At 62.4% G+C, this 22583-nt stretch carries 17 protein-coding genes and 1 CRISPR repeat array; of the genes, 13 read left to right on the top strand and 4 right to left on the bottom strand.

Translation table 11 applies throughout. The features are described from left to right. Positions 1-6 precede the first annotated feature (6 nt). The 4 genes from WBG82_RS02690 to WBG82_RS02675 form a co-directional block, all read right to left on the bottom strand. Positions 7-1119 (bottom strand): mandelate racemase/muconate lactonizing enzyme family protein, encoded by a 1113-nt coding sequence (locus WBG82_RS02690; RefSeq protein WP_424421132.1) that lies wholly within the window; start codon positions 1117-1119, stop codon positions 7-9. A gap of 2 nt (positions 1120-1121) precedes the next feature. Beyond that, positions 1122-2024, bottom strand: a complete 903-nt coding sequence (locus tag WBG82_RS02685) for an amidohydrolase family protein (RefSeq protein ID WP_424421053.1) — start codon at positions 2022-2024, stop codon at positions 1122-1124. Further along, the gene (locus tag WBG82_RS02680; protein WP_424421050.1) at positions 2021-3049 is read right to left on the bottom strand and encodes an aldo/keto reductase; all 1029 of its coding nucleotides are present in this window, start codon (positions 3047-3049) and stop codon (positions 2021-2023) included. Before WBG82_RS02680 ends, WBG82_RS02685 begins: the two co-directional genes overlap by 4 nt. Before the next feature lie 69 nt (positions 3050-3118). Continuing rightward, entirely contained in the window at positions 3119-3928 is an 810-nt protein-coding gene (locus tag WBG82_RS02675; RefSeq protein ID WP_424421048.1) for an IclR family transcriptional regulator, read from the bottom strand. A 90-nt stretch (positions 3929-4018) separates the two neighbouring features. Between WBG82_RS02675 and WBG82_RS02670 the strand changes: the two genes are divergently transcribed. The 13 genes from WBG82_RS02670 to WBG82_RS02610 all read left to right on the top strand — a co-directional run. Then, entirely contained in the window at positions 4019-5305 is a 1287-nt protein-coding gene (locus WBG82_RS02670) for an L-fuconate dehydratase (protein WP_424421046.1), read from the top strand. 641 nt (positions 5306-5946) lie between these two features. After that, positions 5947-8580, top strand: a complete 2634-nt coding sequence (cas3, locus tag WBG82_RS02665; RefSeq protein WP_424421043.1) for a CRISPR-associated helicase Cas3' — start codon at positions 5947-5949, stop codon at positions 8578-8580. A 47-nt stretch (positions 8581-8627) separates the two neighbouring features. Continuing rightward, positions 8628-10175, top strand: a complete 1548-nt coding sequence (casA, locus tag WBG82_RS02660; protein ID WP_424421041.1) for a type I-E CRISPR-associated protein Cse1/CasA — start codon at positions 8628-8630, stop codon at positions 10173-10175. Then, positions 10172-10726 (top strand): type I-E CRISPR-associated protein Cse2/CasB, encoded by a 555-nt coding sequence (casB, locus tag WBG82_RS02655; RefSeq protein WP_424421038.1) that lies wholly within the window; start codon positions 10172-10174, stop codon positions 10724-10726. The genes casA and casB overlap by 4 nt, the downstream gene beginning before the upstream one ends. Continuing rightward, positions 10726-11934: a type I-E CRISPR-associated protein Cas7/Cse4/CasC gene (gene cas7e, locus WBG82_RS02650; RefSeq protein WP_424421035.1), complete on the top strand. Its 1209-nt coding sequence runs from the start codon at positions 10726-10728 to the stop codon at positions 11932-11934. The genes casB and cas7e overlap by 1 nt, the downstream gene beginning before the upstream one ends. A gap of 6 nt (positions 11935-11940) precedes the next feature. Next, positions 11941-12702: a type I-E CRISPR-associated protein Cas5/CasD gene (gene cas5e / locus WBG82_RS02645; protein WP_424421033.1), complete on the top strand. Its 762-nt coding sequence runs from the start codon at positions 11941-11943 to the stop codon at positions 12700-12702. 14 nt (positions 12703-12716) lie between these two features. Further along, positions 12717-13436: a type I-E CRISPR-associated protein Cas6/Cse3/CasE gene (locus WBG82_RS02640; RefSeq protein ID WP_424421030.1), complete on the top strand. Its 720-nt coding sequence runs from the start codon at positions 12717-12719 to the stop codon at positions 13434-13436. A 6-nt stretch (positions 13437-13442) separates the two neighbouring features. Continuing rightward, on the top strand, positions 13443-14402 hold the full coding sequence (cas1e, locus tag WBG82_RS02635; RefSeq protein WP_424421028.1) for a type I-E CRISPR-associated endonuclease Cas1e: 960 nt from the start codon (positions 13443-13445) through the stop codon (positions 14400-14402). A 13-nt stretch (positions 14403-14415) separates the two neighbouring features. Further along, positions 14416-14706: a type I-E CRISPR-associated endoribonuclease Cas2e gene (gene cas2e / locus WBG82_RS02630; RefSeq protein ID WP_424421025.1), complete on the top strand. Its 291-nt coding sequence runs from the start codon at positions 14416-14418 to the stop codon at positions 14704-14706. A gap of 68 nt (positions 14707-14774) precedes the next feature. Further along, a CRISPR array of direct repeats spans positions 14775-17608; the repeat unit is 28 nt; unit sequence GGCTCCCCCGCGCACGCGGGGATCGACC. An 81-nt stretch (positions 17609-17689) separates the two neighbouring features. Beyond that, a complete protein-coding gene (locus WBG82_RS02625) occupies positions 17690-17863 on the top strand; it encodes a transposase (protein ID WP_424421023.1) in 174 nt (57 codons plus the stop codon). 775 nt (positions 17864-18638) lie between these two features. Next, positions 18639-18839, top strand: coding sequence for a helix-turn-helix transcriptional regulator (locus tag WBG82_RS02620; protein ID WP_424421020.1), 201 nt, complete (start codon positions 18639-18641; stop codon positions 18837-18839). 171 nt (positions 18840-19010) lie between these two features. Beyond that, complete coding sequence (locus WBG82_RS02615; protein WP_424421018.1) at positions 19011-19901, top strand: WYL domain-containing protein; 891 nt, start codon at positions 19011-19013, stop codon at positions 19899-19901. Further along, positions 19898-22583: BPTD_3080 family restriction endonuclease (locus WBG82_RS02610; RefSeq protein WP_424421015.1), on the top strand; the 2686-nt coding region annotated here is incomplete at its 3' end. The genes WBG82_RS02615 and WBG82_RS02610, both read left to right, overlap by 4 nt.

Here is a 22583-nt window from a genome sequence, read left to right as displayed (position 1 = left end):
TCGCCCCTAACCCGGCCGCCTGATGTCGAAATAGCTGTCCCGCCGCGCGTCTATCGCATCCCAGTCCCAGTCGATGCCGAGGCCCGGCTCCTCCGAGGGAATGGCGTGGCCGTTCTCGATCGTCATGCCGGATGCGGTGATGTCGTCGAGCTGCGGAATGAACTCGACCCATCTCCCGTTCGGCACGGCGCAGGCCAGCGCCACATGAAGCTCCATGAGAAAATGCGGGCAAACGGCGAGGTTGAACGCCTCTGCCGCGTGGGCAACCTTGAGCCACGGCGTGATGCCGCCGATGCGCGCCACATCGACCTGCACCACCGAACACGCGCCCTGCTGCATGTAGTCGCGGAAATGGCGGATCGAATAGATCGACTCTCCCACTGCCACGGGAAGCGATGTGAGAGCGGAGAGCCTGACATGCCCGGCAATGTCGTCTGCCGGCAGCGGCTCCTCGATCCATGCAATGTCGAGAGCTTCCATTTGGCGCGCCCGCCTGATCGCCTCGTCGACCCGGAAGGCCTGATTGCAGTCGGTCATGATCTCGAAGCGGGGCCCCACGGCGTCCCGCACAGCCTCGAGCCGCCTCATATCCTCGGCGATGGACGGCTTGCCGATCTTGATCTTCGCGCCCGAAAAGCCTTGGCGGCGCGCTTCGAGCGTCTCTTCGATCAGCGCATCTTCGGAAAGATGCAACCACCCGCCTTCGGTCGTGTAGAGAGGAATGCTCTTCCTGGCGCCGCCTGCGAGCAGATGAAGCGGCATCGCGGCGCGGCGCGCGCGCAGATCCCAGAGCGCCGTGTCGATGGCAGCCAGCGCAAGCGAAGTGATCGCGCCAACCGTGGTCGCATGGGTGTGAAACTTGAGGTCGGACCACATGCTCTCTATGGCCTCGGCCTCCGCGCCGATGAGTCTCGGCGCCAGATGATCGGCCAGAAGAGCGAGGATGGAAGAGCCGCCCGTGCCGATCGTGTAGCTGTAGCCCGCGCCGACCGCACCATCGGCATCGTGGATGCGCAGGATGATCGTTTCCTGACACACGAAACTTTGGATGGCATCGGTCCGGGCGGTCTTCGGCGCCAGAGGCACTTTCAGGATTTCCACGCGCTCGATCCGGGCCATGGTCATCGGGCTCCGTCTTGCGCGCGCGTGCCGCGAGGCGCCTCGGGCTGCGTGCCGGGCTGCAAGTCAAGGCGATACCAGCGCGCGGCCGTTGCGCCGAAGAAATTGCGCCGGTCCTCGGCGGATTTTCCCGCCGCCCATTCCGCGAAGATGCGGAACCAGCCCGCATAGCTGCCCTTGAGAAGGAGCACGGGCCAGTCGCTTCCCCACATCAGGCGCGCCGAACCGAAGACGTCGTAGAGATGGTCGAGATATGGCGCGAGGTCGCCAAGCCCGGCGCCGGGCCGCGCTTCCGTGACGAGGCCGGAAAGCTTGCAGGCGACATTCGGCGCCGTCGCAAGGCGCGCCATCCGCTCCGCCCAGGCGTCGAACCCATCGCCCTTCCCGCCTTCCCCCGCAATGTCCGGCTTCCCGCCGTGATCGACGATGAAGGAAAGCCCGTCATATCGCCGGACGAGAATGGCGAGATTGTCGAGATGCTCCGGCTTTACCAGCGCATCGAAACTGAGTCCAAGCTCCATCAGTGTGCGGAATGCCGGATCGAGTTCACTCTTCAACATCCAATCCCTGTCCGGCAGGTCCTGGATCATCGGCCTTATGCCCTTGAAGACGGGATTTTCAGCGAGGCGGCGGAGTTGCGCGCGGCACTCCCCGCTTTCCATGTCGACCCAGCCGACGACACCGCGAATGAAGCCATGCTCCGCCGCAAGCCCGAGCAGGAATTCCGTCTCGCGCATATCGGCCGCTGCCTGCACGAGCACGGTGCCGTCCACATTCGCGCCCATCATGTGCGGCAGAAGCTCGGCCGGACCGAAGTCCACATTGATCGGCGCAAGGTCCGGCGTCAGCCAGCCGTAATAGCCATTGCCGAGACGCCAGAAATGCTGGTGCGCGTCGATCCTCATGCAGCGGGCCCCGCCGGAACGGGTGCGCGAGGATGGATGAGCCCCCGCGCCGCGAGATCGGCCCAGAAGGCGCCGGGAATGACATGCGCCGCGAGCGCGAGGCAGCTTTGGAGATCCGCGACGCTCGCCATGCCGGGAATGACGGATGCCACGGCGGGATGCGCCAGCGGGAATTGCAGCGCGGCGGCAGCGAGCGGCACCCCATGCGCGCGGCACAGATCGTCAAGGCTCGCAACGCGCCGCAGCGTTTCCTCCGGCGCCCGCCCGTAATTGTAGCGCGCGCCTTCGCGCGGTCCGGTTGCGAGGATGCCCGAATTGAAAGGCGCGCCGATGATGATGCCGATGCCGTCCTTCTCGCAGCGTGGCAGGAAATGCTCGACCGGCTCCTGCTCGAGCAGCGTGTAGCGGCCCGCGAGAAGGAAGCAGTCCCAGTCGCCATGATCCATCGCCTCGGCGCAGACCTGCCATTCATTGACGCCGAGGCCGATCGCCTTCACGCGGCCGTCGCGACGCAATTCGTCGAGCGCGCGGTAGCCGCCTTCCATGGCGGTCTTCATCAGCGAGGGATGCGCCTCTTCGCCATGCGTCGCCACGCCGATATCGTGCATGAAGAGAATGTCGACCCTGTCGACGCCCAGCCGGACGAGGCTGTCCTCGAAGGAGCGCATGACGCCGTCATAGGAATAGTCGAACCAGGGTTCGTATGGCGCGGCATCGATGAAATTCTCGCGCTCCGCGTGCCATGCCGCATTGGGCCTGAGCCGGCGCCCTGCCTTGGTGGAAATGACGGCTTCGCCTGCCGGCACCCTGCGCAGGAATTTGCCGATCCGCTCCTCGCTCAGGCCGAAGCCGTAAAGCGGCGCCGTGTCGAAATAGCGGATACCGTCGCCCCACGCCTCCGCAAGCAACTCGCCCGCCGTTTCATCGCTCATCCGGCGATAAAGATTGCCGACCGGCGCGGCGCCGAACCCGAGTTCGGACACCTCGACCCCCGATTGGCCGAGCAATCGACTTCGCGCAAGCATATGCCCCCCCGGTCTGGCTTTTTAGCCACCCCTCTGGTTTTATATATACGTTGCTATTTTATATGTAAACTAGAGAGCGCCGAGCGCGGCGGATATTTGTGCGCTCGTTTCGCACAGCGCGTCCCCCACCGCCTCCGGGGTGACCGGATTGATAACGAGGCGGACATAGGGAACCGTAAGCGCCGCGACGGCGCTCTTGCCGTCGGGCCCGAGGATCGGGCAGGAGACGTCCCAGACCCCGTCCATGATGCGGCTCGGCTCGACGACCCGGCCCTGCTTGCGGATCTGCGCGAGGCGGGTTTCGAGCGCCGCCCAGTCGACGCTGTCATTCTCGGCCCGGATCGCCTCGAAGGCCCTGAGCCTGCTCGCTTCCGACATGAAGGAGAGCAGGCAGTAGCCGGAGCCTGTGACGAGGAATGGCTGGCGATAGCCGATGCGGACCGTCACGCCCACGAGGTCCGGCCCCTCCGCCCGCGCGATGACGACGATCTGGCCGCCGGTCGGAATGGCGAGATGGCAGGGATAGCGCGTCGCTTCCGAAAAGTCGCGCATGAGCGGCGTGGCGATATCGGCGAGCGCGCGATATTTCGGGCGCCGCATTCCGACCCGGAAGAGCTTGTCCGTCACCCGGTAGCGCTCGTCCTCGCGCTCCACATATCCGCGCGCCTCCAGAACGGCGAGCATGCGGAATATCTCGCCCTTGGTGCGCTCGATGCCGTCGGCGACCTGCGCCAGCGTCGAGCCATCGCCGCGTTCCGAAAGGTACTCCAGGATATCGAGCCCCTTTTCGAGCGCGGGGGCCGAATAGCGCCCCGTTTCCCTCGGGAACTCGGCCGCAGCCTCCGCCGCCGGGAGCTTTGCCGAGGTTTTCTTGGCCATGGTTTCAGTTTCCTGCTCGGATCACAGTGGACGAAGTGGTTTTATATATGACATACACATTCACTCATAAAACATTCATCGGGAGTGAACGTGCTCGACGGACTGAAGATCGACGGCTGGCAAAGCTACGACATTCGCTTTCCGACGTCGGCCGGACGGCATGGCTCGGATGCCATGAACGCCGATCCCGATTATTCCGCCGCCTACCTCACTTTGAAAACCTCGATCCCCGGAGTTGAGGGACATGGCCTCACCTTCACCATCGGGCGAGGCAATGAACTCTGCGTGCGCGCCATCGACGCGATCATGCCACGCTTGATCGGCCTTTCGCTGGCCGAGATCAAGGCCGACATGGCCGGCTTCTGGCGCCATGTCACGGGCGATTCCCAGCTTCGCTGGCTCGGCCCGGACAAGGGCGTGATTCACCTCGCAACGGGCGCCGTCGTCAATGCCGTATGGGACCTCTGGGCGCGCGCCGCCGGAAAGCCGGTCTGGCAACTGGTCGGCGACATGACGCCGGCAGAGATCGTGAGCTGCGTCGATTTTCGTTATCTCACCAATGCGCTGACACCGGAGGAAGCGCTCCGCCTCCTCGAAAATGTGCAGGCCGGCAAGGACGAGCGGCGGGCGAGGCTCCTCGCATCGGGCTATCCCGCCTATACGACATCCGCCGGCTGGCTCGGCTATGACGACGAAATGCTCCGTATGCTGAGCCGCAAGGCGCGCGCGGAAGGCTGGACCCATATCAAGCTCAAGGTCGGGAAGAACCTTCAGGACGACATCAGGCGCTGCCGCATCCTGCGCGAGGAAATCGGCCCGGACATGAAGCTGATGGTCGATGCCAATCAGGTATGGGAGGTCGATGAGGCGATCGGCTGGATGCGCGCGCTCGCCGAATTCGATCCCTGGTTCGTCGAGGAGCCGACCGCCCCCGACGACATTCTCGGCCACAGGGAAATCCGCGATGCCATCGCGCCGATCCGGGTCGCGACCGGCGAAATGTGCCAGAACCGCATCATGTTCAAGCAGTTCCTCCAGATGGAGGCGATCGACGTCGTGCAGATCGACGCCGCGCGCGTGGGCGGGCTCAACGAGAATCTGGCGATCATGCTTCTGGCGGCGAAGTTCGGAAAACCCGTGGTGCCGCATGCCGGCGGCGTCGGCCTTTGCGAATATGTGCAGCACCTGTCGATGATCGACTACCTTGCCATTTCGGGCACGATGGACGGGCGCATCATCGAGTTCGTCGATCATCTGCACGAGCACTTCGTGTCGCCCTGCATCGTCGAGAAGGGACGCTATCTCGCGCCGCTTGTGCCGGGCTTCAGCATCGAGATGAAGAAGGCGTCGATCGCGGACTATTCCGTCTGCGCGTGAATTGGCCCCTGGAGAGGTGCCGCAAGCAATAAGCGGAAAATGGCGGACCGAGTTTGCCAGGCAGTTTGCTCTCCCAGCCCTGCACCGCGATTTCGCCAGGCACAGAACACCACCATCACCTTTGGGTCTTTCAAACCCCAGTTCTGACCGATACGGCAGCCGGGATGAAGCCGCGGCGAGCTCTGGCCGCGCTGGAGTCCAGCCTGCGCGAAATCTGCGGCGAAGATCCTAATTACAAAAATACACTAAAGAAATTAGCACTCAGGATAGGTCTAGTGAGCGCTCCGTCGTCGAGTTGCGCAACAGCGTGTCTCATTTGGCACTTGCCTGCCAGGCATTGGCAGCCTTTGTATCGTCTCCAGCTCCCTCACGGCAGCCGCGATGAAATCATTTGCCACGATATTCACTATGGAAATTGGTCAATGCGGATAAAGCCATAGTGGCACGGAGCCATCTCGTAGCGCCACTGCCGTATTTTTCCTCATAGGCGATCAGAAGCCAAGTCTTCCGTTCTCCAACCAATCCAGACGATAATAGGTCAGCCCGAACGAGCTTCCTTCAGACACAAGCGATTTTTCATTATCCAACAAGTTGGCAATACGATCAGATTCACGTTGGCAACATGAAAGGCATCTTCAATCATGACCGCATGGGCAAAGCTCAAGAAAACTGCGGCAGGTATCGAAACTCATAGCCTCGTGGCTCATAGTGCCGACGTCGCAGCCGTCATGGAGCGCCTCCTTGAAATCCCGACAATAGCGAACCGACTCGCGCGGCTGCTAGAAATTCGCGAGCTCGATCCGGTGACCAGAGCCCGCCTCTGCCTCCTCGCCGGCATTCACGACGCAGGCAAGGCCAATCGGGGTTTCTGGAATAAACGATTGCTGGCTAGCGGCGGCACAGAGCGGGATATCAGCTTCAAGGCAGGGCATGTCGGACCTGTCGTTGATCTCATGCACCCCAAAAATATCCAGGGTTATCGAACAAAACCAAAAAGCCACACACTATTCGCCGATGCCCTGGGACTCGATCGCTTCTTCGCCTGGACCGCCGGGCAAAAAGCATTTTCTCCTCTTCTCGATGCAGTTCTCATGCATCATGGGAGACTCCCAGAATGCCACAACATTAATGATGGCTTATGGCGGGAGGCGGACGGATATGATCCGGCAACAGAACTTTATCGGCTGGGCTCAGCCCTCGACCACTGGTATCCGGAGGCGTTTACCTCTGGTCTCATGCCCTTGCCGATCAAGGAGCGCTTTCTTCATGCCTACGCGGGCCTCGTCATGCTCGCGGACTGGATCGCATCGGACGAAAAATTCTTCCGGTTCGAGGCTTTGCCAGATCCGAACCGGATCGACTTTGCACGCACAAAGGCGGACGAGATCATAAGGGCATTTCATCTCGATCCGACGACAAGCCGCCAGCCCGTACAACGTATCACCGATTTGATGACGCCGATCATCGGTGTCGGCCACTCGCCCAGACCCGCTCAGGCAGCCATTGCAAAAGCCGAGGTCGAGCCCGGCTCCGTCATTGTCATCGAAGCGGAAACGGGTTCCGGCAAGACCGAAGCGGCGCTTATCCATTTCCTCAATCTCTTCAGAGCCGGCCAGGTGGACGGCCTCTACTTCGCACTGCCGACACGCGCTGCTGCCGTGCAGATTCATCGCCGGATATTCGAGGCGCTCAAAGCCCTGCTGGGTGATCGGGCTCCACCGACCGTTCTGGCCGTGCCCGGCTATCTGCGTGTGGACGATCAGGACGGCATGAAGCTTGCTCCCTTTGATGTCCATTGGCCTGACGATCCCGCAGATTACCTCAAGGACCGCGCCTGGACGGCGGAACATCCCAAACGATATATGGCATCAGCCGTGGCTGTGGGAACCGTCGATCAGCTCATGCTCGGCGCACTCAATGTGCGCCACGCCCATTTGCGCTCCGGCCCCATGCTCCGCCAATTGCTCGCGATCGACGAGGTTCACGCCAGCGATCCGTATATGGAGCGTGTGCTGCGACATCTGCTGGAACAGCATCGTATGGCGGGCGGACACGCGCTTCTGATGTCTGCAACGCTGGGCACCGCCAGCCGATTGCGCCTGATGGGAAGCAGCGAGCGGGAAACAAATAACCTTCCGACCGTAGCGGAATTGGCTGCCGCCCCCTACCCCGCCATTCATGCCGCGAGCGCACACATTCCCGCCCTACCCGTATCGTCCATGCCGCCAAAGAAGATCGACATCGAACTGCTCGACACCGGGGATGCCAATCAGATGCTCGCAGAACGCGCCGTGGCTGCCGCTCTGTCGGGCGCACGGGTTCTCGTCATTCGCAACAGGGTTGACGATGCAGTGGAGACAGCGCAACTCGCCTCCGCCTTGGCCGAGGAGGGAGGCTGCCCGGACCTCGTTTTCCGGTGTCGGGGAGCCAGCACGGTCCATCATGGGCGCTTCGCACCATCAGATCGGCGCTTGCTCGACGCTGCACTTGAAAGTGCCCTCGGCCGCGCCAGCTCGCATCCCATCATCGCAGTTACAACTCAGACGGCTGAGCAAAGCCTCGATATTGATGCCGATATTCTTCTAACGGATATTTGTCCGGCCGACGTCCTTCTGCAGCGCCTCGGCCGATTGCACCGTCATGATCGGAAGCGGCCCGAGGGCTTTGATCGTGCTCAAGCGCTCGTTCTGGCTCCTGATGAGAACCGGCTCGGCACGCTGCTCGCGGCCGACGGCTCGATAAGAGGCACACTGCTGGGCCTCGGCAAGGTCTATCCCGATCTTGTCGGCATCGCCTCAACCCGCCGCACTCTCCAGGAACTCGGCACTATCGAGATTCCACGCCATAATAGATTATTGGTCGAACGCGCGACCCACAGACCATTTCTCGCATGCATGGCAGATGATCTCGGCGCATCATGGGTGGCGCATCATCGGCTCATCTCCGGGCTTTCGGCCGCCCAATCACAGATTGCCCGCCTGAATTTTCTGGAATTCAACGAGCGCATCATGCCGCCCGTGGACCTCGATGCCAAAATCGCGACACGGCTTGGTACCGGCAATCGCGCGGTGCGATTTGCCGTCCCCATGGCCGGCCCCTTCGGGGAGCCCGTGCATGAACTCACATTACCGAACTGGATGGTAAGGGAAATCCCGCTTGATGCCGTGCCTGACGACATAACCGAGATACCCAGAGGCTTCAGTTTTGCACTAGGGTACAGAGAGTTTCTTTACACGGAATTTGGCCTTTCTTTTTCAACAGGGCCCCAAAGATAGACTTTCAGTCCCGACTCAGTGTGAAGTACCTAAATTAGGGGCTTTTCATGCATGATTTACTGAGAGAGCCGGTTTTTCCGGTAGAGGGAATATTGGAGCCTGCGTTGAGCCTGGCCGGCATTCTTGCGACGTTGTCCGCCGGCCGGGAAATCACATTCAACGGGCTCGCTGCGCATCAGCGGCAGGCATGGTTCTGTTTTCTCGTCCAGCTTGGTGCTCTGGCCCTATCTAACGCAGAACGAAACGAACTGCCGGAGGACGAGGCCGGATGGCGTGATCTGATTTCAGCGCTTGCGGGCGACGACGCGGATACCGCCTTCACACTGGTAACAGAGGACACCTCCCGCCCAGCCTTCCTGCAACCGCCCATCCGCAGCGAAGGCGCATGGGACAAGTTCCGTGGGCCTGTCACAGAACCCGATTCGCTCGATATCCTGATCCTTGCCAAAAACCACGACTTGAAGATGCAGCGGGGCGCAAGCGCGGCGCCGCATCACTGGGCCTATGCGCTGCTCAATCTGCAAACGCTTCAAGGTTTCCTGGGTCGCGGAAATTACGGCATTGCGCGAATGAATGGTGGTTTCTCAAGTCGAGTTTTTATCGATCGCGTGAACGGCCCCGGCTGGGCCGCGCGCTTCAGGCGCGACCTCTCTATGCTGATCGAGAAACGAACCGGTTTGCTGCAGCGATATGCTCCCTATTATCAGGAGTGCGGCGGCCTCGGCCTCGTCTGGCTCGAAGCGTGGGACGAGGAAAGCCCAATCACGCTTGACCACCTCGATCCCTATTTCATCGAAATCTGCCGGCGCATCCGTCTCGTCACGAAGGACGGGGGAATCGGCGCCATGACGAGACCAAGCGAAAGTGCGCGCATCGAGGCAGCCGAGGCAAAAGGCGTGCTGGGCGACCCCTGGGCGCCGCTCGACACGCGGAAAGGAACGGCCATAACAGTCGGCGCCAGCGGCTTCGACTATCGCCGCATCGTGCAGATTCTGACCGATACAGCAGGCCTGCCGCCCTCGCTACGCGTATCTGACGACGACCCCGACAGTGAACTTGATCTTCAATTTTCCGTGCTCGTACGCGGCCAAGGTCGCACCGACGGCCTCCATGAGCGCATCGTCCCCGTTTCCCGCAGCATCGCTGACCGCCTCGACGATCCGGATTTCAACGAAAGATTGAAATATCTCTCGGCGCAAATGCTCGACGATGTTGGCAAGTTCGCCGTCAGTGCACTACGCACCGGCCTACGCGCCTATCTGCAAGGCGCACCGGAGAATATCGACTACACCGATGAGCGCGTGCAGCCCTTTGTGCAGGCATTCGACCGCGACATGGACAACGCTTTTCTGGACCAGCTTTGGCGGCGCGTCATGGCCGAGGACGAGGAGGCCGCACATGCCGCTTGGCAGTCGTGGCTGGCCCGGAGCGCCACGAACCGCTTCGAGGAAGGCATTGACGGTCTACCCGCCCCGGCGGAACGCCGTGAGCGCGCTCGTGTCGCCGCCGCCAGCATCTTCCACGCCATGCTACGGAAGAACCTGCCCAAAGCATTCGAAGTACAATCCACCCAGGAGGAGGACAGCGCTGCATGAATGTCGCCAATGAAGATACCTCCTTGCTGAAGGCAGAGGCGCCTCGGCCAACCCTCGCAACAACCATCGGCAGACTGACGGCGCGCCTTTCCGGCGAGCGCAATGATCCCGGCGAGCTTGCTGCCTTGCGGCGCCTTGTTACCGGCGAAAAGAATGCAGTCTTCTGGCGTGTGCTGACAAATGAGGTACCCGACGAATTCGCTTCTGGCCGGATCGAAGAGGATCTTTGGGCGGCGCTTCTTGCCTCATTTGCGCTGCTCGCTCCGCTCGGCAACGGGCGCGGAGAGACGATCGGAGGTGCACTTGCCACGACGGGTTATAGCGAGCCACGGCTTTTACGGCTGCTGCGCGCCGATCGAGAACGTATCGCCGATGAGGTCACCGCAGCGGCTCGTTGGCTTTCCGCGCATGGCCGGAGCTGTGACTGGCTTGAGTTGGCCAGATTTGTCTTCTCGCGAATCCAGTCAACAGAAGGCAGCGATCACAGAACCGCCCGCAAGATCGCCCGCGATTATTTCACCGCCATATCCCGCAAAGAGGTTGCCCAGTGATGACGGACCAAACACGCTTTCTGCAGATCCATACGCTGACACCCTATATCGGCGTTCTTCTCAATCGGGACGATGTCGGCCAGGCCAAGAGGCTCCCGCTTGGCGGCACAATTCGCGGACGCGTTTCATCTCAATGCCAGAAAAGACACTGGCGACGCGCCACCGGCGAATGGTCGCTAATGCCGCTCGGCAACCTGGCCATACGCTCCCGCCAGACTTTTGTGAAGCATGTCGCCGAACCGCTCACAAATGATGAGGGGCTGGATCCCGAGAAAGTCGCGGAAGCCGTCCTCGCCATCCAGGCGGAACTCCTCGGCGAGAGCAAGAAGGCGGCAGCCAAAAAGAAAGCGGAAGACTATGTCGCCGAATTGAAGACGAACCAGGTCATCGTGCTAGGCCACGCCGAGATCGAATATGTGAAATCACTGGTCCGTACCCTGGTCGCAGATACCGCTTCCATGAAGGAACTGAAGGCCGCCGTCGCTGCGCTTCTCAAGAAGGAGAAGCCCAACTTTGCCTCGATGCGAGAGGGAGCGGGCCTCGACGCCGCGCTGTTCGGCCGCATGATTACAGGCGACATTCTCGCCCGCTCCGACGCGGCCGTGCATGTCGCCCATGCATTTACCGTCAACGCGCTTGAAACCGAGCCGGATTATTTCACCGCTGTCGATGACATCACGCAGGATTCGGGCGAACAAGGCAGTGGCCATATCAACATCTCGGAGCTGACCAGCGGCCTCTATTACAGTTATGTCGTCATCGACCTGCCGCTGCTTGTATCGAACCTACAAGGCTGTCATCAGAGGGATTGGGCGAACGCCGACCGGTCGCTGGCTGGAAAGGTCGTCGAACAACTCATCGGCCTGATCGCAACCGTATCGCCGGGCGCCAAGCTCGGCTCGACAGCGCCCTATGGCAGCGCCGACACTGTGGTGGTGGAAGCGGGCAATCGTCAGCCGCGCAGCCTCGCCAATGCCTTCTACAAGCCGGTGCTTGCCAGAAACGATCTCCGTGAAGCCGCAAGCGGGGAGTTGCTCAAGCATCTGACTCGCCTCGACGGCATGTATGGCCGCGCCGAAATGCGGCAGGCATCGTCGCTCATCGACAACTTCTCCATCGACGGCCGCGCACCTGTGCCGCTCCCTGATCTCGCCGCCTGGGCGGGTGCCATTGCAGCAGGCACCCTGCCCTTCAAACCCGAAGCCTGAACCGTCATGGCAGTCTGGCTCGCTCTTATTTTCGACGCGCCGCTGATGAGCTTCGGCGGCCCCATGATCGACCAGCATGGCGTCACACGCGACATGCCCGGCCGCGCCATGCTGACCGGTCTGCTCGGCAATGCGCTCGGCTACGACCATCGTGAGGCGGACAAGCTCGAGAAACTGCAATCACGGCTCGTACATGCCACGCTCAGCCTCCGCCCCGGCGATCGTTTCACCGATTTTCACACCGTCGATCTCGGGCAGCCCTTTCTCCGGGCAGGCTGGACAACGCGCGGCATTCCTCAGGGCCGCGAAGGCGGTACTGCAGCGACGGGCACCCACATCCGCTATCGGCAATACCTGGCAAGCGCGCTGCGCCTTGTCGTATTGACGCTCGACCCGGCGGCGGAAAGCCCCACCATCGAGGAGCTCGGCAATGCTGTTGAGCAGCCCGCGCGCCCTCTCTTTCTCGGACGCAAGACATGCCTGCCCGCGCGCCCAATTCTGGCTGGGCGTTTCGAGGCTGGCGATCCGGTATCGGCACTCATGGAAGGCCACAGCTTGATCCTTCCTCAGCTGGAAAACGAGCCCGGTGACCTGGCAGACCTTCGTGCAGAATGGCCCTTGCCCACCGGCACCAGCCAGGCCCCCCTAGGCTGCCGCATCGAAACCGTCATAGACATGCGTGACTGGTCGAACCAGTTTCATGGCGGCGAAAGGCTGGTGGCACTCGGCCTCTTGCCAATCTCCCACCGCAGGGGTGTCGACGGATGAATGCTCCTCTCTACATGCTCAAACTGCCGATCGACGAGCGGCGTCTTTATGCCTTCGCCGCATCCCAAGGGTTATCGGGACGCGATCAGACGGATGAAGGTTATATATTGCACGCTCTGCTTTCTGCCCTGTTCGATGCCGCCGCGCCCAAACCCTTTTCCCTCCAGCGAAAGGGGCAAGATGCCAGCCTGCTTGCTTATGCCTCACAGCCTTGGGATGCGTTCGAGAAAGCAGCTCGGCTTTATGCCGCACCTGATGTCTATGAAACCGTGAGATGGGAGGCCGCGGCCTCGAAGCCCATGCCGGACAACTTTGGGCAGGATCAATGCCTTGATTTTTTCGTCCGCATACTGCCGATGTCTCGTGCGGGAAGACAACATCCGACGTTCAGGCCGGGGGCGGAAGTGGATGTGTTCCTTCTGAAAGCCGAGGCAGACCGCGCCGCGTCAAAACCGGACCGCGAAACCATTTATGAAAACTGGCTAAACGAGCGGCTTGCGCGCGGTGGGGCGGAGACGATCGCAATCGAGACTGTACGCCGGCGGCGCAGCGTCCTTCTACGTAAACGCGCCGACGGAACTCGGCACATTTCCACGCAGCAGCCGGATATCGACATGGCCGGCACCTTGATCGTACGCGACCCGGCAGCCTTCCGCGCCTGCCTCATGCGCGGCGTTGGCCGCCACCGTGCTTTTGGATACGGCATGATTTTATTGAAACCGTCGAACGGATGAACCGCCATGCTCAAAGGGCGGCTCGGCCTGGAAACTGCTCGCGTCCCGCATTCAGACCGGGAAGGGTTGCTCTGGCTGTCGCGCGGCAATCTTTATGTCGAGGACGGTACGTTACGATTCCGTTCCGCCGGAAGCGACAGCTTGCCGCAAGGTGATTACGCCATCCCGTTCCAGTCTGTCTCTCTCCTACTGCTCGGACCCGGCAGCACGATCTCGCATGATGCTCTGCGTCTGCTAGCGCGGCATGGCACGGGCCTTTCTGCAATAGGTGAGGATGGCGTGCGTATTTATACGGCCCCTCCCATCGGGCAGGACGACAGCAGGCTGGCGCGTCTGCAGGCACTGGCGTGGGCGGATATTCGGACAAGCACAAAAGTGACCGCGCGGTCTGGCCGGTTGGAAATAGCCCGGCGCCTCTATGCCTGGCGTCTGGGCGAAGTGCTGCCGCACAAAGATATCGCCGTACTCCGGGGCATCGAGGGTGCGCGCATGAAAGAGACTTACCGGTTGCTTGCACAAAAATTCGGCGTGCGCTGGGAAGGCCGCCGCTACGACCGGGCAAATCCACAGGCCGCCGACCTGCCAAACCAGGCCATCAATCACGCCGCATCGGCCGTTGAGGCGGCAGCCGCCATCGCGGTCGCGGCGACAGCAACGATCCCCTCCCTGGGCTTCATTCATGAGGATTCCGGCAACGCATTCATCCTCGACATTGCGGATCTCTACCGCGATCAGGTGACGTTGCCTGCCGCCTTCGAAAGCGTCCGGCAATATGAAAAACAGCCGTCGATAACGCTCGAACGGCAGGTTCGTCGGAATGTTGGACGTAGGCTGCGCACCGATACTGTCATCCCGGCGATGATCGAACGGATCAAAATCCTTTTCGAGCCGCAGGAGCGTGACGCCGGCGTCATGGACGATGGCGACACTGACGGTCCCACCGAAATCAGGCAGGGGCCAATTTAGCGGCGGAGCCTCCATGGTGATTGTTGTGACAAGAGATGTCGCCGACAGATTTCGAGGCTTCCTGTCATCTGTCATGCTTGAGATTGCGCCGGGCGTCTATGTGGCGCCAAGCATGACCAAGGGCGTACGTCTGCGCGTATGGACAGTACTGCAAGACTGGTTCACCGAAATCGGCAGGGGCGCAATCGTCATGTGTTGGCGCGACCGCAGCCAGCCCGGACACCTAGGCATCGAAACCCTCGGCTCTCCGCCTTATAGCCTATTTGACGCAGACGGCCTCTATCTTGGCTTTCGCCCCAGTTAGTGAAATTCAGGTGTGAGGGATGCTTGTTCTTTGACATGTGAAGCAAAATCCGGCACTTGACGCACAGAGGCTCCCCCGCGCACGCGGGGATCGACCATCGCATCGAAAAGCGGTGCAAGCGTCGTCCCGGGCTCCCCCGCGCACGCGGGGATCGACCTGCGGGTCCCCGGACTTATGAGCTTCGGCCACAGGCTCCCCCGCGCACGCGGGGATCGACCCAGGAACCCCGGTTCCTTGAAAAACCGGTCCTTGGCTCCCCCGCGCACGCGGGGATCGACCCCGGTTCGTTCTCGTCTCATTGGCTGGTGGCTTGGCTCCCCCGCGCACGCGGGGATCGACCGCCGACCGCCGAGCCCGGCGCACTGATGGTCAAGGCTCCCCCGCGCACGCGGGGATCGACCTGGGGCGGGCTTCGACCCGGTCTATTTCGGCGCGGCTCCCCCGCGCACGCGGGGATCGACCTCTCGCGACGATCGAGGCGCAGACCCAAGGAACGGCTCCCCCGCGCACGCGGGGATCGACCTGAGATAAAGACCGCTTATCGTGTCGGTGCGATGGCTCCCCCGCGCACGCGGGGATCGACCTGATGAAGTACTTGTACCGATCCCAATTAGCCCGGCTCCCCCGCGCACGCGGGGATCGACCCTGCCAGGTACTCGTTGGGCAAGGTTGCGCTTCGGCTCCCCCGCGCACGCGGGGATCGACCTGGACCGATGCGACGTGGAACCCGATCACGGGCGGCTCCCCCGCGCACGCGGGGATCGACCTTCACCGGCGAGGTGCGCTTCAACGCGATGTGGGGCTCCCCCGCGCACGCGGGGATCGACCCCGCACCCGCGCCTTGCGCTCTTTCTCGCGCGGGGCTCCCCCGCGCACGCGGGGATCGACCCCAGCCATTAGAACTTCGCCTTACGCGGGTTGCGGCTCCCCCGCGCACGCGGGGATCGACCCTGACGCGGGCCTTGCAGATTTCCCGTCACGAGGGCTCCCCCGCGCACGCGGGGATCGACCCAAGAGGGCATTCGCAAGGAAATTGCCGCCAAGGGCTCCCCCGCGCACGCGGGGATCGACCTCGTCGCGGTATGTGTACGAGCCCGGCACGCGCGGCTCCCCCGCGCACGCGGGGATCGACCCAAGCCCATAGCGGGCGTAACGAACGGAGCTACGGCTCCCCCGCGCACGCGGGGATCGACCCGGCTTGTCCCCGTAGAGCGCGAGCAAATCGCGGGCTCCCCCGCGCACGCGGGGATCGACCTTGGTTCGCAGCCTGGTTTGCCAGACTGCCAGAGGCTCCCCCGCGCACGCGGGGATCGACCTCGAAGAGCTGAAGACGAAGCTCGCCGCGTTGAGGCTCCCCCGCGCACGCGGGGATCGACCCATCGCGGCGGAGTTCCTGAAGACGCAATTCATGGCTCCCCCGCGCACGCGGGGATCGACCATAGAGATAGGTCGGCATGCTGGTCGAGCAGTTGGCTCCCCCGCGCACGCGGGGATCGACCCCCTTCGATGATTTTGAATGGAGCGCAACGCATGGCTCCCCCGCGCACGCGGGGATCGACCCTCGTCAAGATGGCGCTTGATCCGTCGTGGGTGGGCTCCCCCGCGCACGCGGGGATCGACCGTTCGCATGGTGCTAGGGTCCGTAGATAGGCGGGGCTCCCCCGCGCACGCGGGGATCGACCCAGCCCATAGCGGGCATAACGAACGGGGCTACTGGCTCCCCCGCGCACGCGGGGATCGACCCTCTATGAACTGTATCGGTCTTATCCCGGTGGCGGCTCCCCCGCGCACGCGGGGATCGACCCCTTTTCAAGGCGGTTGCCGATGTGCTTGTCGAGGCTCCCCCGCGCACGCGGGGATCGACCCTGGCCCGTGACCTCCATTGGTGACATTGACGAGGCTCCCCCGCGCACGCGGGGATCGACCCGGCTTGTCCCCGTAGAGCGCGAGCAAATCGCGGGCTCCCCCGCGCACGCGGGGATCGACCTGTCAGCACCTCGCCGCGCGGCAGCCGGTCGGCGGCTCCCCCGCGCACGCGGGGATCGACCTGTCCCGGCCCGACTAACGGCTTCTGGCGAGGTGGCTCCCCCGCGCACGCGGGGATCGACCCCGAGGGCGCGCGCTGCCTCGCCTTCTCCATGGGGCTCCCCCGCGCACGCGGGGATCGACCCGCGAGTTCCGAGTTAGACAGTTCAAGCTTGTTGGCTCCCCCGCGCACGCGGGGATCGACCTCTTGATGCAGGCGGTCTTTCATTTCTTCGGCGGGCTCCCCCGCGCACGCGGGGATCGACCCGTGGCTACGGCGCGTACCCAAATTTAGGAACGGGCTCCCCCGCGCACGCGGGGATCGACCTTTCGACCGGGCGGACGCCAACGCCAATCTGATGGCTCCCCCGCGCACGCGGGGATCGACCTCATGCGATCTCCCCAGCCGATTGCGCGGCTCGGGCTCCCCCGCGCACGCGGGGATCGACCTCACGCCGACATGCCAGACGGAACGGTCGTTGAGGCTCCCCCGCGCACGCGGGGATCGACCTCATCTATGCGTCGTGCGGTTGGCGAATGACGGGGCTCCCCCGCGCACGCGGGGATCGACCCGCGCACGGTCGGGTGGCGGATGATCCTGTTGTGGCTCCCCCGCGCACGCGGGGATCGACCTCAGGCCCACCGCCGCGCCGGAGGTGAACCGGAGGCTCCCCCGCGCACGCGGGGATCGACCCGGAGTATTCATCCAGCTGGCCGCCGTATACTTGGCTCCCCCGCGCACGCGGGGATCGACCTCGTCCGACCTCGGCTCATCCGTCGGTCTGTTCGGCTCCCCCGCGCACGCGGGGATCGACCCATGATGCCGGTCATGATCAACGGCGAAGGCCAGGCTCCCCCGCGCACGCGGGGATCTGATTTTTGACCTAGCCCCGGGAACTGAACCGTTTGTAGCTGGAAAATAGTAATTTAGCGTCCCTGGCTAGGCACAGGATCTTCCATGCAAAAGACGAAGCTCAGCGAGCAAAAGATGGCCTTCATTTTACGCCAGGTGGAGGAAGGGGCTACGGTCGGTGAGGTCTGCCAGAAGGCGGTTATTTCCGAGGCGACCTACTACAACCGGCACAAAAAAGTACGCTGGGTTGACCTAGCCGAGATGACGCGGCTGAAGTAGCTTGCGGCTGATGTCTCTCTGGAGAAAGAGGCGCTGTGAAGCATTTCATCCGCCGAAAAATCTGAGGCCCGGCCGCAAGCGGCGGCCGATCGACCGTGTTCGATCGGTCTGGCGGGTCAGCATTCCGGAAAAAGGGGATAATGACGATCACGATCCCGAGCGGCTGGGAGCCGTCATGCCGAAGGGGCGGAACTTCCACTGACCTCCGCCCGTACCGGCGCAGCCCCGCGCCCGGGCCGAAGGGCGCGACGTTCAAACAACTTATTGTTTTCAAAGGAAAATGGCGGAGGGAGAGGACTCATCCTCTAACTCTCTGATAAGCCATGGCGAATCGCCCACAACTCCCGCCCACTCCCAAGCATTTCCTCGTATGCGCAGCTTTACGCAGTTCGCAAACGCGAGTGGCCAGCCGCGCTCATGCGGACATTTCACGTAGCCCTGCTCACCATTGCGCAACAATCTGACAGGTTTGTGCAAAGAATAGCGCTCACGAGTGAATCCAGGAGAATCGTGGCGAATTGCTTCGTAAATCTTGGAGGGAAACCACCTCCCGGCGAACTCTCTCGAAGTATGCCCCACATCGCGCCAGTACGCCCTCGTAACCGTAGGTGATTCTTCGCTTTCGTGGAACTTCTCTGTTCAAGACGAGGTGCCGAACGTCCCGGTTTTGGCGCTCAGGCCAAGTATTACCTTGATAGTGTTTTCCGCCCACGCCTTCGTCGTGTCGCAGCCAAACTTGCCAGAACGAAAGGGCACGAAAATGAAGGCAACATGCATGAACCAACTTGAACTGGCGGTGCGATGGGGGATCAGCCACCGCACGCTTGAGCGGTGGCGTTGGACCGGTGAGGGACCGAAGTTCCTCAAGGTCGGCGGCCGGGTGGTCTACCGCCTGTCCGACGTCGAGGAATATGAGCAGGCGATGATCCGCTCCAGCACCTCAGACCCTGGCCAAGTTCAGCAAACTGGTGCCTGACACAGCTCCGGGATGGCGGGGGCCAAGACACCGCCGCTATCCCCGCACTCGCGCCTGCGCGAAGATTCTCCCAATTTCGATTGAACCCATTCCGCTTCTCGGATAGCTTGACCGGAAAATCCAGAAACTGGGCTCGCCTAGTTTTGGGACGGATCATGTCACTGGGAGTGCATGGTGGGAACAGAGAAGGCTGACCTTCGATGGGGCGTCGAGCGCCGGCTCGAATTCATCGAGTTCCGCCTGTTTTGGGAGGGGCATGTGAATCGGGGCGATCTGATGGATGCGTTCGGCGTCTCGGTGAACCAAGCGTCCACCGACTTGAATCGTTACATCGGTATGGCTCCGGACAACATGGTCTACGACAAGAGCGCCCGGACCTACATCAGAGGCACCGAGTTCCAACCTCTGTTTCTGAAGCCAGACGCCAGCCGCTACCTCTCACAGCTGCGTTCCGTCGCCGACGGCATCCTTGACCGGGCTGACGCCTGGATCGGCCAGTTTCCGTCCTACGACGCCGCGCCGACGCCCGTGCGGGGCGTCAACGCCAAGACGCTGCGCTCGGTAGTCGCTGCGATCCGCCGGTCCGAGGCGATCGAGGTGAAGTATCAGTCGCTCTCCCGGCCCGAGCCTCGCTGGCGCTGGATCGCGCCACACGCCATCGGGTTCGACGGGTTCCGCTGGCACACGCGAGCCTTCTGCCCAACTGACCACAGCTTCAAAGACTTCTTGCTCTCGCGGATCATCGAGGTTCGCGGTACCAAGCCGAGCGAGGTTGGCCCTGACGCCGATACCGACTGGAACGAGCAGGTAACCTTGGAGATTGGCCCGCATCCCGATCTTTCCGAGACTCAGAAAAAGGTAATCGCCCTCGACTACGGAATGCGCGGCGGTAAAGCCAAGATCCCGGTTCGAAAGGCGCTGCTCTACTACGCGCTGCGCAGGCTCGGCCTTGATACCGATCCGGCCGCGCGGCGTCCTCAAGATCAACAGATCGTACTGCTCAATCGGGATGCAACTGGCCCGGGCTTGGCGCGGCAGGACAATGGAGAGGCTCGGGTATGAGCGAGACATTCTTCGAACGCCCGATCCTGAATTCGCCCTACGAGTATCCCCGCCGACATTGGGAACTCGACGAGGACGGGCAGCCAACTAATCGAATCATCGAGACGCGGCGCCGATCCGACCTCATCACGCCGGTGCCGAAGCCGAAGAAGCGTCGCCAGGGGCGGGGCAATCAGGCGCAGATGGTCTTTAGCGACGAAGACGGTCTGTCATCGGAGGAGCAGGAGTACAACCCGACTCCAATTATCAACGAGGTTCGCACCTACGTCGAGGAATGGCGCAAGCTGCCCAATCCCGACCAATGGCTGGTCACGCCGGAAACCGCGCGCCTTCTGACGCATTGGCGCCACCACAACTTCGAGGGCATCCGCCCCTTCTTCTGCCAGATTGAAGCGGTCGAAACCGCGATATGGCTGACCGAGGTTGCGCCGAAGCTCGGCCCCCGGACGAAAAAATTCTGGGCCCATATCAAGGGCGGCAACGCACAGGCCAATCCAGAACTCATGCGCCTGGCTTTGAAGCTCGCAACCGGCGCAGGCAAGACGACCGTGATGGCGATGCTGATCGCCTGGCAGACGGTGAATGCGGTCCGGCATCCGAACAGAAAGCAGTTCTCGCGCGGGTTTCTGATCGTCGCACCGGGCATCACCATCAAGGACCGACTGCGTGTCCTTCTGCCCAACGATCCGGAGAGTTACTACCGGCATCGCGAGATCGTGCCGCCCGACATGCTCGCCGATATCGATAGGGCGAAAATCGTCATCACCAACTACCACGCCTTCAAATTGCGCGAGCGCATTTCCGTCGCCAAAGGCACCCGCACCGCTCTGGAAGGCTGGCGCGGCGAGACGCTGCAGACGCTGGAGACCGAAGGCCAAATGCTCCAGCGAGTCATGCCCGAACTCATGGGGCTCAAGAACATCGTCGTTCTGAATGACGAGGCGCATCACTGCTATCGCGAGCGGGTGAAAGACGCCGAAGGCGAAACCGAGGCCGACCTCAAGGGCGAGGATAAGGACGAGGCAAAGGCCAACAACGAGGCAGCCCGGATGTGGATCTCCGGGCTCGAGGCGGTCAAGCGGAAGCTCGGAATTTCGCTCGTCTACGACCTCTCGGCCACGCCCTTTTTCCTGCGCGGCTCGGGCTATGCGGAAGGCACCCTGTTCCCTTGGACCATGAGCGACTTCTCCCTCATGGACGCGATCGAATGCGGCATCGTAAAGCTGCCGCGCGTTCCGGTCGCCGACAATGTTCCAGGCGGCGACACGCCCAAGTTCCGCAATCTATGGGAGCACATCGGCAAGAAGCTGCCGAAGAAAGGTCGCGGCACAGGCAAGTCGCTCGACCCGCTGAGCCTGCCAGCCGAGCTGCTCACAGCGCTCGAAGCGCTCTATGGTCACTATCAGAAAACGTTCGAGCTCTGGGAGAATGAGGGCATCGGCGTGCCGCCGGTCTTCATCGTGGTGTGCAATAACACCTCGACCTCGGAGCTGATCTACAAATACATCGCCGGCTTCCACCGCGAAAATGATGACGGGTCGAGCACGCTGGAGAACGGCCGCCTGGCGCTGTTCCGGAATTATGACGACTACGGAAACCGCATCGCCCGTCCGAACACGATCCTGATCGACTCGGCCCAGCTCGAATCGGGCGAAGCCCTCGACAAGGACTTCCGCGAGATGGCGGGCGACGAGATCGAACGCTTCCGACGGGAGATGATCGAGCGTACCGGCGACGTACACGCCGCCGACAGCATCGACGACGCCACGCTCCTGCGCGAGGTGATGAACACCGTCGGCAAGAAGGGCCGCCTTGGCGAGCAAGTGCGCTGCGTCGTTTCGGTCTCGATGCTGACGGAGGGATGGGACGCCAACACCGTCACTCATATCCTCGGCGTTCGCGCCTTCGGCACGCAGCTGCTGTGCGAGCAGGTGGTCGGTCGCGGCCTGCGTCGACAGTCCTATGACCTCAACGAGGAGGGGCTGTTCAACGTCGAGTATGCCGACGTGCTCGGCATTCCGTTCGACTTTGCCGCCAAACCGGTCGTCTCCCCACCCGCCAAACCGCGCGAGACGGTGCGGGTCCATGCCGTCAAACCGGACCACGATGCGCTCGAGATCGTGTTTCCGCGCGTAGAGGGCTATCGCGTCGAACTGCCCGACGAGCGGCTGGAAGCGGCCTTCGGGCGGGATCACGTCCTCCATCTGACGCCGGAACTTGTCGGTCCGTCGGTCACGAAGAACCAGGGCATCATCGGCGAAGGCGTCGATCTGACTGTCGCGCATCTGGAGGACATGCGGTCCTCGACCGTCCTGTTCCACCTCGCGCGACACCTGCTCTACAACAAGTACCGCGATCCGGGAGAGGAGCCGAAGCTCCATTTGTTCGGGCAGCTCAAGCGCATCACGCGCCAATGGCTCGAAGGCGGTTATCTCAAGTGCTCGGGTGGCACCTATCCCGCGCAGCTGATCTACAAGGAGATCGCCGACATGGCGGCCGAACGGATCAAGGCCGCCATCACCGAAACGCTCGCCGGCGATCGTCCGGTCAAGGCAATCCTCGACGCCTACAACCCCACCGGCTCGACGGCCTTCGTCAACTTCACGACGTCGAAGGAAACGCGCTGGCAGACCGACCCGCGCAAGTGCCACGTGAACTGGGTCGTCTGCGACAGCGATTGGG

The sequence above is a fragment of the Parvibaculum sp. genome (assembly GCF_049671045.1).
Taxonomy (GTDB): domain Bacteria; phylum Pseudomonadota; class Alphaproteobacteria; order Parvibaculales; family Parvibaculaceae; genus Parvibaculum.
Note: the sequence above shows the minus strand (reverse complement) of the source record. Positions and strands in the feature narration are given on the sequence as shown.